The 16,839-nt window shown below is 64.8% G+C and carries 13 protein-coding genes; 1 reads left to right on the top strand and 12 read right to left on the bottom strand.

Annotation, left to right across the window (positions count from 1 at the left end; translation table 11 throughout):
* Positions 1–33: 33 nt before the first annotated feature.
* Positions 34–489, top strand: coding sequence for a glycine zipper 2TM domain-containing protein (locus J2T47_RS21150; protein ID WP_253451294.1), 456 nt, complete (start codon positions 34–36; stop codon positions 487–489).
* Positions 490–540: 51 nt separating this feature from the next.
* On the opposite strand, the gene J2T47_RS21145 is transcribed toward J2T47_RS21150, so the two are convergent.
* The 12 genes from J2T47_RS21145 to adiC all read right to left on the bottom strand — a co-directional run bounded on the left by J2T47_RS21145 (position 541) and on the right by adiC (position 16,804).
* Positions 541–723, bottom strand: a complete 183-nt coding sequence (locus tag J2T47_RS21145) for a hypothetical protein (RefSeq protein ID WP_253451290.1) — start codon at positions 721–723, stop codon at positions 541–543.
* Positions 724–804: 81 nt separating this feature from the next.
* Positions 805–2,229, bottom strand: coding sequence for an efflux transporter outer membrane subunit (locus J2T47_RS21140; protein WP_253451286.1), 1,425 nt, complete (start codon positions 2,227–2,229; stop codon positions 805–807).
* Positions 2,229–5,405 (bottom strand): efflux RND transporter permease subunit, encoded by a 3,177-nt coding sequence (locus J2T47_RS21135; protein WP_253451283.1) that lies wholly within the window; start codon positions 5,403–5,405, stop codon positions 2,229–2,231. The genes J2T47_RS21140 and J2T47_RS21135 overlap by 1 nt, the downstream gene beginning before the upstream one ends.
* 10 nt (positions 5,406–5,415) lie before the next feature.
* Positions 5,416–6,582 (bottom strand): efflux RND transporter periplasmic adaptor subunit, encoded by a 1,167-nt coding sequence (locus J2T47_RS21130; RefSeq protein WP_253451280.1) that lies wholly within the window; start codon positions 6,580–6,582, stop codon positions 5,416–5,418.
* An 88-nt stretch (positions 6,583–6,670) separates the two neighbouring features.
* Entirely contained in the window at positions 6,671–7,282 is a 612-nt protein-coding gene (locus tag J2T47_RS21125; RefSeq protein WP_253451277.1) for a hypothetical protein, read from the bottom strand.
* Positions 7,283–7,344: 62 nt separating this feature from the next.
* Positions 7,345–7,785, bottom strand: coding sequence for a hypothetical protein (locus tag J2T47_RS21120; protein ID WP_253451274.1), 441 nt, complete (start codon positions 7,783–7,785; stop codon positions 7,345–7,347).
* A 281-nt stretch (positions 7,786–8,066) separates the two neighbouring features.
* On the bottom strand, positions 8,067–9,428 hold the full coding sequence (locus tag J2T47_RS21115) for an MFS transporter (RefSeq protein WP_253451271.1): 1,362 nt from the start codon (positions 9,426–9,428) through the stop codon (positions 8,067–8,069).
* A gap of 96 nt (positions 9,429–9,524) precedes the next feature.
* Positions 9,525–10,964 (bottom strand): NAD-dependent succinate-semialdehyde dehydrogenase, encoded by a 1,440-nt coding sequence (locus tag J2T47_RS21110; protein ID WP_253451268.1) that lies wholly within the window; start codon positions 10,962–10,964, stop codon positions 9,525–9,527.
* Positions 10,961–11,995, bottom strand: a complete 1,035-nt coding sequence (locus J2T47_RS21105; protein WP_253451266.1) for an aldo/keto reductase — start codon at positions 11,993–11,995, stop codon at positions 10,961–10,963. The genes J2T47_RS21110 and J2T47_RS21105 overlap by 4 nt, the downstream gene beginning before the upstream one ends.
* 10 nt (positions 11,996–12,005) lie before the next feature.
* Positions 12,006–12,518: a formaldehyde-activating enzyme gene (fae, locus tag J2T47_RS21100; RefSeq protein WP_253451263.1), complete on the bottom strand. Its 513-nt coding sequence runs from the start codon at positions 12,516–12,518 to the stop codon at positions 12,006–12,008.
* A gap of 388 nt (positions 12,519–12,906) precedes the next feature.
* The gene (locus tag J2T47_RS21095) at positions 12,907–15,192 is read right to left on the bottom strand and encodes an Orn/Lys/Arg decarboxylase N-terminal domain-containing protein (RefSeq protein ID WP_253451259.1); all 2,286 of its coding nucleotides are present in this window, start codon (positions 15,190–15,192) and stop codon (positions 12,907–12,909) included.
* A gap of 100 nt (positions 15,193–15,292) precedes the next feature.
* Positions 15,293–16,804 (bottom strand): arginine/agmatine antiporter, encoded by a 1,512-nt coding sequence (gene adiC, locus J2T47_RS21090; protein WP_253451256.1) that lies wholly within the window; start codon positions 16,802–16,804, stop codon positions 15,293–15,295.
* Positions 16,805–16,839 lie beyond the last annotated feature (35 nt).

Raw genomic sequence — 16,839 nt, 5'->3', positions numbered from 1 at the left:
CTGCAATAGCTCCTACAGTCGAGGTACCGATCAATGAAATCAGCAATATCCTGGCTCGCCAGTGCCTTGCTCGCCTTTTCCCTCAGCGCCTGCTCGACGGTGGACGCGGGCAACGGCGGGCCGGGGGAAATGGAGATTCGCACCGGGCGTATCGAACAGCTCAGCCTGACGCAGATGCAGACCAACCACGACAGTGGCATCGGCGCCGTGATCGGCGGCGTTGGCGGTGCGGCACTGGGCAGCCTGATCGGCCACGGTACCGGGCGGGATGTCGCGATGGTGGCCGGCGCACTGGGTGGCGCACTGGGCGGGAACTACGAAGAAAAGAAACACTACGATCAGCCCAAGGAGGCACAACAGGTCATCGTGCGCCTGAAGAACGGCGTACTGGTCTCGGTGACCCAGCCCGTCAACCCCAGCCTGAGCCAGGGTATGGCTGTCTATATCGAGGGTAGCGGCAACGGCGCCCGCGTGGTTCCGCAGCACTGATCGCCCGAGGCGCCTCCCATGAGATGACCGGGGGGCGCCGCCGAAGGTGGGCTAGCGGCTTTCTGGCGTGCCCATCAACTCCTCGCGCAACACCGCCATGCAGGGAGGCGCCTGAATGGAAAGGCGCACTATCAAGCCCTTCACCGGCGTCCGCGAGAGCGAGGTGAAAATCCCCTCCACCCGCACCACCAGCCCATCCCCACGTACAGCCGCGAGGATTTCATCGTCGCTCACCCCCTCGCCGCAGGAAATGCGGATCTCCTCCCCTGGGCGACGTGATAATGCCAATGTCACAGATCCGTCCTCCACGTCGTCTCAGCGACTCACCACGGGCTTGAAAAGTGCCGTCCCCTCAGGCCCCGGCTCGCCCCCCACCGCCAGGTACAGCGAGTTGTAGGCATTCAATGCGGCGAGACGGCTGCTCACCTCCTGCAACTGACCATCGAAGAGCTTCTCCTGCGAAGTGGTGACCTCCAGATAGGTGGAATACCCCCCTTCGTAGAGGCGTCGCGCCTGCTGCGCATAGGTCTGCAACGACATGACCTGATGTTCGACGGCAGCCAGTTGCGCCGCCGATTCGCGGGTTCCGACCAGGGCATCGTTGACGTCCGCCAACGCCGACTTAACCGCGCCCTGGTATGCCAGCACCGACTGCTGGTACTCGGACTTCGCCTGCAGCACCTGCCCGGAGATCGCCCCCGCGTCGAAGACGGTCTGGTTCAGGCCCAATGCCAGACTCCAGACCTTCGAGGCGCTTTCGAACAACTGCCCGCTCTCGCCGCGGCTGAAGCCGATCATCCCGCTGAGGTTGAGGTCTGGCAGGTAAAGCGCCTGCGCCGCACCGACCATCGCGTTACTGGCCACGACGGCCTGCTCTGCCTGCAGCAGGTCCGGACGCCGCGACAGCAGGCTGGCCGGAAGGACATCCGGCAGCCTGGGTGCGTGTAAGGACGACAACCGCTCATGGCGCACAATGGGACCGGGGTTGCGGCCGAGCAGTACCGACAACGAGTTCTCCGCCGAGGCGATTCTGGCCCGTAACGGCGGGATGGCGGCCTGGGTCGCCCAGTAGTCATTCTGCGCCTGACTGAGTTCGATCTGCCGGATCACACCGCGGTCATAGCGCTTCTGGAAGATGCCCAGGGCTTCCTTGCGCGTCTGCGCCGTCTGTTCGGCGATGGCCAGTTGCTCGTCCAGCGCCAGGAGGTTGAGATAGCCTGCACTGATCGAACTGGCCAGACTGAGCGCGACGCCGCGCTGGGCATATTGCGAGCCCAGCAGTTGTGCGCTGGCCGCTTCGCTTTGCCGGCGCAGACGCCCCCACAGGTCGATTTCCCAGCTGGCGTTCAGGCCTGTCTGGTACTGATTGGCAACGCCATCGAAGTTGGAAAGCGGCGTATCGACGAACTTGTCGCTTCGCCCACGCTGCCCGCTCATGCCCAGGCCGAGTTGCGGGAACAGACCGGCACGAACGCTGCGCAGTTGGCCACGGTACTGCTCGATGCGTGCAGTGGCGCGTTGCAGGTCGAGGTTGTTGCTCAAGCCCTCACCCACCAGGGAGGTCAGGGTGGGCGAGCCGAACTGCCCCCACCAGGGGCCGGCGACTTCCGCGGAGGGAGTCGCCAGATGGGCCCTGTAAGACGACGGCAGGTCGACGTCCGGTCTTTGATAGTCAGGCCCGACCATGCAACCCGACGCTCCGGCGACGGCCAGCGCCAACAACAATTTCCTGGCGTTCATCAGTGGGTCTCCGTGGCAGAGTCGCTGCCAGCGCCGTTTGCGACGACAGGTGTTCGAGTGGCTTCCTTGTTCTTCGCACGCCGCTCGCCGGCACGCTCGACCAGATAGGAGAACAGCGGCACGAACAGCAACGCCAGGCTGGTAGCGGCGAGCATGCCGCCGATGATGCCGGTGCCGATGGAGTGACGGGAGTTGGACCCTGCACCCGTGGCAATGGCCAGCGGCACGGCACCGAAGATGAACGCCAGCGAGGTCATGATGATCGGGCGCAGGCGCAGCTCGGCAGCCTTGAGCACGGCGTCCATCGGCGATAGCCCCGCCTGGCGCTGGAGGATGACGAACTCGACGATCAGGATCGCGTTCTTCGCCGCCAACCCCACCAGAGTGACCAGGCCGATCTGGAAGTACACGTCGTTGGGAATGCCGCGCGCCCAGATGGCCACCAGCGCGCCGAAGATGCCGAAGGGCACCGCGCTGAGGACCGTCAGCGGCAACGACCAGGACTCGTACTGTGCCGCCAGGATCAGGAACACCATGACGATGCCGAAGATGAACACCAGCACCGTGGTGTTGCCCGACTTGTTCTCCTCGAAGGCTTCGCCGCTCCACGCGTAGCTGTAGCCCGCCGGCAATACCCGGGAGGCGAGTTGCTGCATCGCGGCGATGGAGTCGCCTGAGCTGTAGCCTGCTCCGGCGTTGCCGGTGATCTTCGCGGCCGGGAAGTTATTGAAGCGAGTCACCAGGCTCGGCCCGGAGGTGAATTCGGTCTTCACCAGGGCAGACAGCGGGATCATCTTGTCGTTCTTCTGCTTGACGTAGAGATAGCCCAGGTCAGTCGGCGAGCCCCGGTACTGCGGAGCCCCCTGCAGGATCACCTGCCACACCCGGCTGCCCAGTACGTACTGGCTGATGTAGGAGGAGCCGAACTGGGTCTGCAGCGCGCCATAGACATCGGCCATCGGTACACCCAGCGTCTCCGCCTTGGCATTGTCCACGGCAATGCGCATCTGCCGCGTGGAAGCCTGGAAGGTACTGATAAGGCCGGACAGTTCGGGACGCTCGGCGCTGGCGCCGATGAGCTTCCAGGTAGCGTCCTGCAAGGCTCTGGCATCGCCGTCGCCGCGGTTCTCCACCCAGAATTCGAAGCCGCCCTGGGTGCCCAGCCCCGGAATCGACGGCGGGTTGATCGGGATGATCCGCGCCTGGGGAATACTCGCGAGCCTGGGATACAGCGCCCGGATCACGCCCTCGGCGGAAAGCTCGAAGCCCTTGCGCTGCTCCGACGGCTTCAGGTTGATGAACACCGTGCCCATGTTGGTCTGGCTCTGTCCATCGATGAAGCTGTAGCCGGACACCGCAGAGGCATCCTGAACGGCTGGATGCTGGCGGAACAGGGTAGCGACCTGCTCGGTGATGGCCTCGGTGCGATCGAGGCTCGCCGAGTCGGGCATCATCACGGCCACCAGCAGGTAGCCCTGGTCTTCCTCCGGCACGAAGCTGGTTGGAATCCGTGCAAACAGCACGTAGATGCAGAGCAGCATGCCGGCGAACAGCGCCAGCGCCACCACGAGCCGCCGTACCACCACCGAGACCAGACTCACGTAGCCACGGGTCAGCTTGTCGAAGGCCGTGTTGAACCACTGGAAGCCTTTCCAGCGCGCGTGCTGACCGGGCTTGAGTATCAGTGCCGCCAGCGCCGGCGAGAGACTCAGCGCGACGAAGCCGGAGATGACCACCGAGCAGGCGATGGTCAGGGCGAACTGCCGATACAACAAGCCGGTGGTGCCGCTGACGAAGGCCACGGGAACGAACACCGCGCAGAGCACCAGCACGATGGCGATCACCGGGCCGGTGACTTCCTCCATCGCCTTGATCGTCGCCTCGCGGGCGCCGAGCTTGAGTTGCTCCATGTTCCGCTCGACGTTCTCCACCACCACGATGGCGTCGTCCACCACGATGCCGATGGCCAGTACCAAAGCGAACAGCGTCAGCAGGTTGATCGAGAACCCCAGTGCCAGCAGGGCACCGAAGGTCCCCACCACCGCCACCACCACGGCCGCCACGGGAATCAGCGTGCTGCGCACGCTCTGCAGGAAGATGAACACCACCAGCACCACCAGGGCGATGGCGATCAGCAACGTCACCACCACCTCATGAATGGAGGAGCGCACGAACTCCGTGGTATCCAGTGAAACGACGTAGTCAATGCCGTGGGGGAAGGTCCTGGACATCTCGGACAGCGCGGTGCGGACGTTCTTCGAGACCTCCAGTGCGTTGGAACCGGCTTGCTGGTAGACCGCGATCAGCGTGGCCGTCTTGCCGTTGATCGCCGAACGCATGGTGTACTGATTGAGCCCGATCTCCGCGCTGGCCACGTCGCCCAGGCGAACGATGGCGGTCCCGCTGGAATCGGCACGCAGGATGATGTCCTCGAACTCCCTGGCGGTCTTCATCCGCCCCGGCGTCACCAGGGGATAGGTCAGTTCCATGCGCCCCTGGGTGGGTGCCTGGCCGATGTTGCCGGCGCCGAACTGCTGGTTCTGCTGGCTGACGGCGTTCTGTACGTCGCTCGCCGTGATGCCCAGTTCCGCCATCCGGTCAGGCTTGAGCCAGACGCGCAGGGCCAGGTCGGCATCGCCCATGATCTGCGCCTGGTTCGCCCCCTGGATACGCTTGATCGTATCCAGCACGTAGAGGTTGGCGTAGTTGCCGACGTACTTCTGGTCGAAGCTGTTGTCCGGAGAATAGATGGCCAGCAGCATGAGGAAGCTGGAGGAGCGTTTCTGCACGTTGACCCCGTTCGCCTGAACGGATTGCGGCAGCTGTGCCAGCGCCTGGCTGACGCGGTTCTGCACCTGGACCTGGGCGATGTCCGGGTCGGTGCCGATATCGAAGTAGACGTTGAGGGTCATCTGGCCGGTGGGCGAGCTGACCGATTGCATGTACAGCATGTTGTCCACGCCGTTGACCTGGGTCTCGATGGGCGCGGCGACAGTGGAGGCGATGGTCTGCGAATCGGCGCCCGGGTAGGTCGCCGTCACGGTGATCTGGATGGGTGTGATGTCCGGATATTGCGCCACCGGCAGGGCGAAGATGGACACGCCGCCGGCGATGATGATGATCAGCGACAGCACCATGGCGAAGATCGGACGATCGATGCAGAAACGCGAAAGCATGGCCGCCCCCTCACTCAGACTTCGTGGCGGGAGTGCCGAAGCTGCCGGCCGGCGCCGCACCGGTCACTTTCAGCGGCGCACCCGGCATGAGCTTCCCGGCGCCGTCGACCACCACCTGTTCGCCGCCCTTGAGGCCGCTCTCGACCCGCCAGAACTCACCGGCCGGATCAGCCACCTGCACCGGACGCGCCTCGGCCTTGCCATCAGCCCCGGCGATGTACACGAAGTCGCCCTTCGGACCATGCATGACCGCCCGCTGCGGTACCTGGATGGCATTGGCGTAGCTCGCGCCCTTGAGCGTGATACGCACGAACTGCCCCGGATGCAGGTCGCCCTTGGGGTTGGCGAAGTCGGCACGCACCATGAACGTGCCGGTCTGCTGGTTGAAGACGGTCGAGGTGAAGGTCACCAGGCCGGTGTGCGGATAGCCGGAGCCGTCCGCCATCAGCAGGTCCGCCTCCAGGCGCTGGTCGGCCGGCATGACCAGCCGGCCGCTGTCGCGCAGGTTGCGTATGGCAAGGAACTGCTCCTCGCTCACGCTCAGGACCACGCGCATGGGGTCCAGGGTCGAGACCGTCGTCAGCAAGGCATTGCTGGCATTCACGTAAGTGCCGTCATTCACCCGTGCGTAATCGCTGACGCCATCCACCGGCGCGCGGACATAGGTGTAGGAGAGATTGAGTTCCTGGGTATTCACCGCGGCCTGCGCCGCCTGCATCGAAGCCTCTGCCGCCTTCGCCGTGCCAATGGCGTCATCGCGGTCCTTCGGACTCAAGGCGTTTTCCGCAGCCAGCGGCAGAACCCGGTCCAGGTTCGCCTTGGCCCGATCGTAGCGAGCCTTCTGCGCCTGAAACTCCGCCCTGGCCGAAGCCAGGTCGGCGAGGAAGGGGGCGTGGTCGATCTCGAACAGCACTTGACCCGCTTTCACGACGGCCCCTTCGGTGTAGTTGCGCTTGAGCAGGTACCCGTTGACGCGCGCTCGTATATCCACTGCCTGGGGACTTTGCGTCTGACCGACAAAGGTAAGGCTTGCCGGCAGGCTCTCCGGTCTGGTCGTCACCGTAGTGACGCTTGTCGGGGCGGCTGCGGCGGGGGCCTTGCCCTCCGGTCCGCAGGCCACGAGGCAGGCAGCGGTGAATAGCACTGCACAAGGGCAGCCGAGGTCAGTCAAGCGCATGGTTCTGAATTCCATTGAGTCATCGCCGGGCAATGGCAAGAACGAGGGCCGGAGCCCCTGTGCGGGACGTAGGAGCTCCGGATTCGTATCAGTGGGAGGATGGGGTCGAAGCTGCGGCTTGCGCCGCTGGGTGGGCAGTGACGATCTGCAGCGAGTCCGTGAAGGTCACGTTGAGCATCTGGCCGACCTTCAACTCGCTCATCTTGCTGCGCAGTTTTGGGTCGTCGACGGAGACGACCTTGTTGGAACCATCCGGGCCTTCGAAGGTGATCTGATGCTTCGCCAGGTTGACTGCGAGAACTTTGAGTTGCACGCGCGCCATGCGGAACGCGTCACCCCCCGGGTGAGGATTGGACGGTGTGGCCAGGGCAGCACCTTCGGCCTCGATGCCCCCCGGTGCCTGGCTCTGTACCTGGGTATCCAGGTCGAAGGCGGCGGAGTGGATGACCAGCGCACCGATGGCGTCGCCCGCCTTCAGGTGGCCAAGGTCCTGGGCGGCGTCGGTCACCTGGACCGTCACGGGCTTGCCGGCGGCATCGGCGACGACGATTCGGCGGTCCTTGGCATCGACGGAAATGACCCTGGTCACCACCTCATCGGCTTCGACGGCGGTCCCCAGCGGAATGTCCTTCGCCATCACGGGAGTGGCAATCGCCAGCGCCAGTGCGCTGATCATCGGCAGGGACTTTAGGAAACGCATGATGAAACCCTCCTTGGGCTCGGTGTTGTGGAAACGCGACGAACAACGGGCGACCGCTACCGCTACTCGGAAACCCGGGCGGTATCGCTGATCGCATTGCAGGTGTCTGGATCGAGGCAGTAGGTGATGTACACCGCCTGGCGGCCACAGCCGCGGGCGCCGATGGTGTATTCGGTGCGGTTGCTGACGCCGGCAAGACGGACCTGGGTGACCTTGCTGGACAGCACCGATGTCGTGACGTCCGGGCAGTCGAGTTCGAACCGCGCCCGCGCGAAGGTCGCGCTGAGCGCGGCATTCTGGTTCTGCGCGAGAAACTCCTGGTCGGACATGCAGCCGCCCAGCAGAGCGGCGCAGATCAGCAGCGCTGCCTGCAGCCCCCTCGCCAGGGGTAGACGATGCCGGATATCGGCTGCCAATGGAGAAGGAACGCCGCCCCCTGGATAGCGTGCAGCCCCCGGTGAACAGCTCAGCGTGTCGACGGCAAAAGCGGACTCAAGGTGCATGGCAACTCCTTCACCGGAACAGGCCACCGGGCAATGCCGAAACGACCGAGAAGGCCGCGCCAGACATCTCCACCCATGGCTGAAGTCGTTACCTTAGTCGCCCGACAGGACGCTGAAATCAGGGAAAAAACGATAAGGACAGACCTCCTGTCAGTTGCACCGAATTCCTACGCGACGCCACACAAAGGCTGACGATTGGTCATCCTGGACAGAAAAATTCTTCCCCAAAAAAACGGACGCACCGGTTTCCCGGTGCGTCCGTCAAATGGTTACCCAGCGGATCAGGCCAGGCTTGCCGCCTTGCCCGTTGCCTTGTCGGCGTCACCCTCGGCCTCCGCGCGGCAGGCATCAGTCAGCGTCAGGTTCTTGGTTTCCGGCGCCCAGGCGATGGAGATGATCGCCCCCAGCAGCAGGATGCCGGCGAGTATCGCCATCGTCGGATTGAGGCCGATGCCCGCCACGCTGACCGGCAGGAGGAAGGTGCTCAGCGCCGAGCCCAGGCGGCTGGCGGCGGTGGCCAGGCCGATACCGCCGGCGCGCACTTCGGTGGGGAAGCTCTCCGCCGGGTAGACACCGACCAGGTTGCTCACCGCCGACAGCACCAGGGTGAACAGGCCGAAGCACGCCACCATCAGCCAGGCCATGCTGCTCGGCAGCAGCACCAGCAGGAACAGCGCGGCGGCGAGGATCAGGAACGAATTGATGAGGAAGCCGCGGCGGGTGAACCGGACGGTGCACCAGATGCCCAGCACCGCACCGACCACCAGCAGCGCGTTGAGCATCATCTCGGTGCCGAAGCCTTCGGACAGCCCCATCTTCTGCAGGATCGACGGCAGGAAGGTGTAGATGGCGAAATACGGCATGACGATGCAGATGAAGAACAGGCAGTTGAACGCCGTACGCTTGCGGTACTCGCGACTGAACAGCGCGCCGTAGCCGGCGTGCTTGCGCGTGATGACCTCCTCGTCGATCTCCACGTTGGCGCCCAGGTGCTTGTGCACGATGGCGCGGGCTTCCTCGACGCGCCCCTTGTGGATCAGCCAGCGTGGCGACTCCGGAGTGCCGATGCGGGCGATCAGGATCATCGCCGCGGGGATCGCCGAGGAGGCCAGCATCCAGCGCCAGGCATCGTCGCCCAGCGACAGCAGCGCAGTGCCGACGAAGGTGGCGGCAACGTAGCCGAAGGTCCAGATCACGCTGAAGGAACCCAGCAGCACGCCACGGTGCTTGCGCGGCGAGAACTCGGCGAGCATGGCGTGGCCGACGCTGAAGTCGCCGCCCAGGCCAATGCCGATCAGCACCCGGCAGAGCAGCAGCTGCGTTGCGGTTTCGACATAGAACTGCATCACCGAGGCCGCCGTGATCAGCACGAAGCTGATCAGGAAGATCTTCTGCCGGCCGAGGTGATCGGAAATCCAGCCAAAGAACAGGCTGCCGAGGAACAGGCCGAACAGTGCCGAGCTGCCGATCAGGCCCTGCCAGAACGGCGTCAGCGCCATCTGCGGGTTGATCAGGGTGAAGGCGATACCAATGAGGCCGAGGATGTAGCCATCGGTGAAGTGGGCGCCGAAGGTGAGGCCGGCGATCTTGATGTGGAACCTGCCGATGGGCAGGTCATCGATTTTGACTGGTTGACCCGACATGATCGTCTCCGACTTTTTGTTATTGGAAACACAGCGAGGTTGAGCCGCCGCGCCCCGGACGGCGCGGCGGATGAGACAGAACTCCTTGGCCGGGCGTCAGGCGGACAGGCCACCCATGAGCAGGTACTTGATCTCCACGTAGTCCTCGATGCCGTACTTCGAACCTTCGCGGCCCAGGCCCGATTCCTTGATGCCGCCGAAAGGTGCCACTTCGGTGGAGATGATGCCTTCGTTGATGCCGACCATGCCGGCTTCCAGGCCTTCGGCCATGCGCCAGACGCGGCCGATATCGCGGCTGTAGAAGTAGGCGGAGAGGCCGAAGGGCGTGTCGTTGGCCATTTCCAGCACTTCCGCCTCGTCGCGGAAGCGGAAGCAGGCAGCGACCGGACCGAAGGTTTCCTCGCTGGCGATCAGCATCTGCGGGGTCGCTTCGGCCAGCACCGTGGGTTCGTAGAAGGTGCCGCCCAGCGCGTGGCGACGGCCACCGCAGAGCAACTTGGCGCCCTTCTCCACGGCGTCGCCAACGTGCTGCTCGACCTTGGCCAGCGCCGCTTCGTTGATCAGCGGGCCCTGCTCGGTTTCACCTTCCAGCGCATTGCCGACGCGCATCGCGCTGACGGCCTTGGTCAGGCGCGAGACGAAGGCTTCGTAGACCCGCTCCTGGATATAGAAGCGGTTCACGCACACGCAGGTCTGCCCGTTGTTGCGGAACTTCGAGGCCATGGCACCGCGCACGGCGGCATCGATATCGGCGTCGTCGAAGACGATGAAGGGCGCGTTGCCGCCCAGTTCCAGCGAGACCTTTTTCAGTGTCTCGGCGGCCTGGCGCATCAGCAGCTTGCCGGTGCGGGTGGAGCCGGTGAACGACAGCTTGCGAACCGCTCCGGATGCCTGCAGCGCACCGCCAATGGCCGGAGCATCACCGGAGACGATGTTGAACACGCCCGGTGGAATGCCCGCCTCTTCCGCCAGCACCGCGAGGGCGAAGGCCGACAGCGGGGTTTCTTCCGACGGTTTGAGAATCATGGTGCAACCGGCGGCCAGCGCCGGACCGACCTTGCGGGTGACCATCGCCAGCGGGAAGTTCCATGGGGTGATCGCCGCGACCACACCGATCGCCTGCTTGATCACCACGATGCGCGCATCGACCTTGTGCGAGGGGATCACGTCGCCGTAAACGCGCTTGGCTTCCTCGGCGAACCACTCGAGGAAGCTCGACGCGTAGACCACTTCGCCCCTGGCCTCGGCCAGCGGCTTGCCCTGCTCGGTGCTGAGCAGCCGCGCCAGGTCATCCTGGCGCTGCAGCATCAGCTCGCCCCAGCGGCGGACGCGTGCGCTGCGCTCCTTGGCCGTCAGCGCGCGCCAGGCCGGCAGCGCGCGCTCGGCGGCGGCAATGGCGGCATTGGTTTCCTCGGCGCCGCCACGGGCCACGTCGACGATCAGCCCGCCGCTGGCTGGGTTGCGTACAGGGTAGGTGGCACCGCCGGCCACCCATTTGCCGTCTATGTAATGGCCGGTCTTCAGCAGCTCGCTCATGCCACTGCCTCCGTCAGCGCGAAAGCTTCGCGCATTGGCCGGGCGGCACGCAGGATGCGCTTGCCGGCGGTGTAGTCGTTGATCACGTCGCAGGGCGTGTAGTTGCGCTCCAGCTCGTGGATTTCCTCGTCGTCCAGGCGCGTTTCCAGGGCAGCCAGGGCGCTGTCGAACTGCGCGGTGGTGTCGGCGCCGACCAGCATGCAGTCCACACCCGAGTGCTGCAGGACCCAGGCCTGGGCGATCTGCGCGTTGGATACGCCGCGGCGCTGGGCCACACGCTGCACGGAACGGGCGATCTCGAAGGAGGCCTCGTCGGCGTACATCTGCTGGGTGAAGAAGTCGGTCTGGTTGCGCGTGGAACTTACGTCGCCGGTCAGCAGGCCGCGCGCCAGCGGGCTGAATACCGAGACGCCGAGGCCCTGGTCGCGGCAGAACGGGATCATCTCGCGCTCTTCCTCGCGGTAGGCGCAGTTGAGCTGCAGCTGCATGTTGATCGGCTTGACCCAGCCATTGCGCTCGCAGGCCATGAGGATCTTCGCCAACTGGCCGGTGAGCATGGTCGACACGCCGATGTAGCGGGCCTTGCCGGCGCGGACGATGTCGTTCAGCGCGCCCATCACCTCTTCCACCGGGGTGTTCACGTCGTAGAAGTGCAGCATGTAGATATCGACGTAATCCATGCCCATGCGCTTCAGCGAGGCATCGATGCCGTCCATGATGTGCTTGCGCGAGTGGCCACTGGCGTTGATGCCGGGGCGGGTGCCGTAGCCGACCTTGGTGGTGATCACCACGTCCTCGCGGCGCACCAGGCGCTTGAGGATGCGGCAGACCACCTCCTCGCCGACGCCGGCGGAGTAGAAGTCGGCGAGGTCGATGAAGTTCACCCCGGCATCCAGCGCGTGCTTCACGATCGGCTCGCTCTTCGCCTCATCGAAGATCCACGGTTTCCAGTCCGGGGTGCCCATGTTCATGGTGCCCAGGCACAGCTTGGAGACCTGCAGGCCGGAGTTGCCAAGACGGATGTATTGCATGCTGCTGTCCTCAGGCCTTGGGGGTGTAGAAGGGGTTGGCGATGGCGTTGACCACGTCCGCCAGCTGCGCGCGCTCGGGCTTGCAACTCAGCGCCGCGCGGATCGCGGTGCGGCAGGCGTTGTAGTTGTTGCGGTAGACGGCATCGAGGTCGTCGCAGCCCGGGTTGACCCAGTTGGCGGTGACGATGGCCCACTCGTCCTCGGCTTCGGGCGGCAGGGTGCCGTCCAGCAGCGCCTCGGTCACCGCCCTGGCGATGCCTGCCTGGGACGCGCCCCAGGTGGCGTTGGCGTGCAGGTCACCGTTGATCTCGGCCTTGTTCACATAGAGGGTCATCGGCTTCACCGGGATGTTCGGCTGGGCGATCACCATGAACGGGCAGTGGCCCTGGCTGGGCGAAGCCAGGCTGTTGGAGAAGGCCTGGCCGGCCGGGCCGCTGCGCGGGCCGAGCAGGATGTTGATGTGCGCGGCGTTGACGCCGGGGCCTTCGAAACCTTCACCGATGTACAGGTCGAGCTTTTTCATGGGGGACCTCATGGAACCGTGGGGGTGTAAGAAAGCCCGGGCCTGCGTGCGCGGCCCGTGGCAAAACCGGCGCAGGGACGCCGGGAGAAAGACGGTGTGGGATCAGGAATCGACAGGCGAGTCGGACAGGTGCGCGAAGGCACCGGACAGGCCGGAACGCGGAGGACGGATCGAGGGAAGGGAAAGCAGGCAGGTGATCATGTCGCGTCGCTCTTTGTTGTTGTCGATGAGCAGGTGCGATGATTTTTAGCACCGGGCAAAAGCGCTCCGGTAACCATAAAAACTCAAGGGGCTATGAGTTCATCTCATACCCCTAAAAACAGACAACCAGACAGGAAAAAACCGACGACGGTGCACGCTCCGTCGCCGGTCCGTCAGTCTCCGGGCATCAGTCCTTGAGACAGGCGATACGGTAGAAACCGTCCTCGACCTCGACGCCATGGGTATCGTGGGCGAAGCCCGGGAAACGCCGGTCGAAGGCTTCCAATGCCTTCAGGTAACCCAGTACCGGGCCGTCGCCCGAACCGGCATTCTCACCCGGCATCAACAGCGGAATGCCCGGCGGATAGGGCACCACGCCAGTCGCCACGGTGCGGCCACTCATTTCCTGCAGGGTCAGCTGCTCGATGTTGTTCCTCACCAGTTGCTCATAGGCGGCGGTTGGCGTCAGTCGCGGCTCGGGCAGCAACGAGAAGGCCTGGCCCATCAGGGTAGTGGTCTGCAGTTCGGCCATGCTTTCGAACATCCGGTCGCAGAGATCCTTGAGCCCCATGTCGCCGTAGCGCTGCGGCCAGCTCGAGACCAACTGCGGCAACACGCGCGGCAGCGGAAGGTTGCCGTCGTAGTCACGCTTGAAGCCCAGCAGCGCGTTGACCAGCGTCCCCCACTTGCCCTTGGTCACGCCGATGGAGAAGAGGAACAGCAAGGTGAAGTCGGTGGTCTTCTCCACCACTATGCCCTGTTGCGCCAGATAGCTTGTGAGGACCGCCGCGGGAATGCCGACCGGCATCAACCCGCCATTGGGCGCGACACCAGGCGTCACCACCGACACCTTGATCGGATCGAGCATGCAGTAGCCTTCCTCGATCTCGCCAAAACCATGCCACTGTGCTCCCGGTGACAGGCACCAGCACTGCGGGTCGCTGACCAGAAGCTCTTCATCCGCCTCGAAGAACGGCACCTTGCGACCGCTTTTCGGATCGCGCACCTCGTCGGGTTGCCAGGCATCGAAGAACCAGTCGCCCTGCTCGGCGAAGTCGTTGTTCAGGCGCGCCAGCAGGCGACGGAAGGCCACAGCCTCGCGGATGGCGTCGGTGGTCAGCGCCACTCCGCCCTGCCCGTCCATCATGGCGGCCGACACATCGTTGGAGGCGATGATCGCGTACTGCGGCGAGGTGGACGCATGCATCATGAACGACTCGTTGAAGCGCGCATGTTCCACCGGGTTGCGCCCATCGCGCACATGAATGAACGAGGCCTGGGACAAGGCCGCCAGCAGCTTGTGGGTGGACTGGGTGGCGAACACCGTGGGGCGGTCTGCCCTGTGCTCGGCCGGATCGCCATGCATGGCGTGGCGCTGGCGGTAGAGGGGGTTGAAGCGCGCATAGCCGTACCAGGCCTCATCGAAGTGCAGGCGGTCGACACTCTGGCCGAGCAACTCCTCGACCCGCGCCACGTTGTAGCAAAGTCCGTCGTAGGTGGAGTTGGTGATGATCGCGTGGCGGGGCGTCGGATCGATGCCCGGATGGGCCAGTGCGTTTTCGGCGATATGGCGCCTCACCGCGACGGGCGTCAGCCGCTCGGGCAGGATCGGGCCGATCAGCCCGAGGTGGTTGCGCGAGGGCACCAGATAAGTCGGGATCGCCCCCGACATGGTCATCGCATGCTCGGCCGACTTGTGGCAGTTGCGGTCGCACAGCGCGATCTGGTCGCGGGTGACGCTGGCCATCAGGATGACCCGGTTGGAGGTCGAGGAGCCATTGGTGACGTGATAGCTGCGATGAGCGCCGAACACCCGCGCGGCGTAGCGCTCGCTCTCGCCGATGGGACCGCTGTGGTCGAGCAGCGAGCCCAGATCGCCGACGGAGATCGACAGGTCCGAGCGCAGCAGCTCTTCGCCGAAGAAGTCGAAGAAAGCGCGCCCGGCTGGCGCCTTGAGGAAGCCCGTGCCGCCGGTGTGGCCCGGCGTGTGCCAGGAGTATTCGTAGACTCGGGAGAACTTCATCAGCGCCTTGAACATCGGAGGCAGCACCGCGTCGCGATAGCGCTCGACGGCGGCAATGATGCGGCCTCCGATGAAGTCGGTGGTGTCTTCCAGCAGCCAGATGAAATCGTCCGATAGACGCAACGCCTGCAAGTCGATGGCGGCCGCGTTGCCGCGCGAAGCCATGAGGAAGACGGGCAGCTGTGCATGCCGCCGGCGCACTGCTTCCAGCACCGACTGCGCCCCGCCGGGCAATTCCCAGTTCAGCAGTACGGACTGCAGTGCAGGGTTCGAGTCGATGACGGCACAAGCATCCTCGGCACTCGCAGCAATCAGCACGACCACCCCGCGACGCTCGAGATCCTGCACCAGCGCGCGCGCGGCTCGTCCTGCTGACGTAGCCTGGTCCAGCGCTTCATGGGCCATCAGGACCACGATATCCAGCGTGTTCTTGGTAATGGGCTCGGACATGGAAACTCCTCGAAACGGCTGGCAGCTCTCGCGCCACCAGCCAGGCAGGCGCCTGCCCCGCCTTCAGCGCCATCGGAGAAGGCGCATGCAGGCGAAGGGATCAGTTGGCGGCAGGGACGCCGGCGGGCGGTGCCGTAGCGGTGACGGAGGCGGCAGTTGCCGGTTGCGGCACCCGAGGACGCAGGTTGAGGTTGTCATGACGACCGACCGACACCCAGAACATCGCCACCAGCGCGAGGATGGTCAGTGCCAGGGTGCCGAAGCGGATCCAGCCCGGAGAGACGCCACCCGGGTGCACGCCGGTTTCCTCGACGGTACGCATGCTGTTGATCGACAGCTCGTAGAAGATGATCGTCGAGACCACGAAGATCAGCGACCAGCGTGTCTGCTCGCCATCGGAGCCGACCATCGCCCACAGGCTGTAGATCGCAGCGATGACGCCCACGAAGGTATAGAAGCCGTACTGGCGGGCGGGCATCTTCCGGTAGCCCAGCACCTTGATGGCGACAGCCGAATAGATGTACGGCAGCAGCGTCATGATCACCGCAATGGAAGCGATCTTGCCGAACTGTTCGCTGGCGGTCGGCGACATGGTCGCCAGCACCTGGACGCTCATGATCGCCGCGACGATGGCCAGGCCTGCCGAGGGCACGCCCTTGGCATTGACCTTGGCGAAGATCTTGCCGAACAGGCCATCGTCCGCCGCCGCCTTGGCCGTCTGCCCGACGAGCAGCGTCCAGCCGGCCAGAGAGCCGAGGCAGCCGATGGCCGCGCAGAGGGCCACGACGTTGGCGGCGGTATCCCCCAGCGCCAGACGCGCGGCATCCGCGAAGGGAGCGCTGGAGGCGAGCAGATCCTTGTTCGGGATCATGCCCATGATCGCCGTGGAGCTGAGTACGTAGCAGACCGCGGCGATGAGCACTCCGCCCACGGTGGCGATCGGCACGTTGCGCGCCGGGTCACGCACCACGCCTGCCGATACCGAGGCGCTCTCGACGCCGATGAAGGCCCAGAGCGTGTAGTTCAGCGTGGAGCCGACTGCTTCGAAGCCGCTCTTGCCCGACACGTTCCAGCCGGCCTCGTAGATATCGCCGCTGAACCAGAACCAGCCCAGCAGCGCCATGCCAATGATCGGGAACAAGGCGAACACGGTCGTGAACGACTGCAGCTTGCCGACCACCGACGGGCCGAGGATGTTGGCGTAGGTGAAGAACCAGATCACCGCGATCTGCGCCATCGCGGAGACCAGCGGATCCTTCAGGCTGGGGAAGAAATGCGACAGGTAACCCAGGCCGGCCACCGCGAGACCGACGTTGCCGACGACGTTGGCCAACCAGTAGATCAGGTTGGTCTGGTAGCCCATGTAGTTGCCGAAGGACTTCTTGGTGTAGGCATAGGGGCCGCCCGCTGCCGGATCGATTGCCGACAGCTTGGCGAAGACCAGGGCCAGCGACACCGCGCCGACAATGGTGATGAACCATCCGTAGAGGGCAATGCCGCCGGTGGTAGCCAGGTTGGCCGGGAGCATGAAAACCCCCGATCCCATCATGTTGCCCGCCACCATCAGGGTGGCCGCCACCACCCCGATCTTGTTGCTGTCGGCCTGTTCCATAGCGTGACTCCGTGGATGTGGAGTCACGATTCTTC

Origin of the sequence: Pseudomonas nitroreducens, from assembly GCF_024170165.1 — a bacterium.
GTDB classification, from domain to species: domain Bacteria; phylum Pseudomonadota; class Gammaproteobacteria; order Pseudomonadales; family Pseudomonadaceae; genus Pseudomonas; species Pseudomonas nitroreducens_C.
Note: the sequence above shows the minus strand (reverse complement) of the source record. Positions and strands in the feature narration are given on the sequence as shown.

Excerpts from the sequence above, each read along its gene's own strand:
- J2T47_RS21120 (WP_253451274.1), bottom strand. The coding sequence starts at position 7,785 with ATGCACCTTGAGTCCGCTTTTGCCGTCGACACGCTGAGCTGTTCACCG.
- J2T47_RS21115 (WP_253451271.1), bottom strand. The coding sequence starts at position 9,428 with ATGTCGGGTCAACCAGTCAAAATCGATGACCTGCCCATCGGCAGGTTC.
- fae (WP_253451263.1), bottom strand. The coding sequence starts at position 12,518 with ATGAAAAAGCTCGACCTGTACATCGGTGAAGGTTTCGAAGGCCCCGGC.
- J2T47_RS21125 (WP_253451277.1), bottom strand. The coding sequence starts at position 7,282 with ATGCGTTTCCTAAAGTCCCTGCCGATGATCAGCGCACTGGCGCTGGCG.
- J2T47_RS21150 (WP_253451294.1), top strand. The coding sequence starts at position 34 with ATGAAATCAGCAATATCCTGGCTCGCCAGTGCCTTGCTCGCCTTTTCC.
- J2T47_RS21135 (WP_253451283.1), bottom strand. The coding sequence starts at position 5,405 with ATGCTTTCGCGTTTCTGCATCGATCGTCCGATCTTCGCCATGGTGCTG.
- adiC (WP_253451256.1), bottom strand. The coding sequence starts at position 16,804 with ATGGAACAGGCCGACAGCAACAAGATCGGGGTGGTGGCGGCCACCCTG.
- J2T47_RS21110 (WP_253451268.1), bottom strand. The coding sequence starts at position 10,964 with ATGAGCGAGCTGCTGAAGACCGGCCATTACATAGACGGCAAATGGGTG.
- J2T47_RS21095 (WP_253451259.1), bottom strand. The coding sequence starts at position 15,192 with ATGTCCGAGCCCATTACCAAGAACACGCTGGATATCGTGGTCCTGATG.
- J2T47_RS21105 (WP_253451266.1), bottom strand. The coding sequence starts at position 11,995 with ATGCAATACATCCGTCTTGGCAACTCCGGCCTGCAGGTCTCCAAGCTG.
- J2T47_RS21140 (WP_253451286.1), bottom strand. The coding sequence starts at position 2,229 with ATGAACGCCAGGAAATTGTTGTTGGCGCTGGCCGTCGCCGGAGCGTCG.
- J2T47_RS21130 (WP_253451280.1), bottom strand. The coding sequence starts at position 6,582 with ATGCGCTTGACTGACCTCGGCTGCCCTTGTGCAGTGCTATTCACCGCT.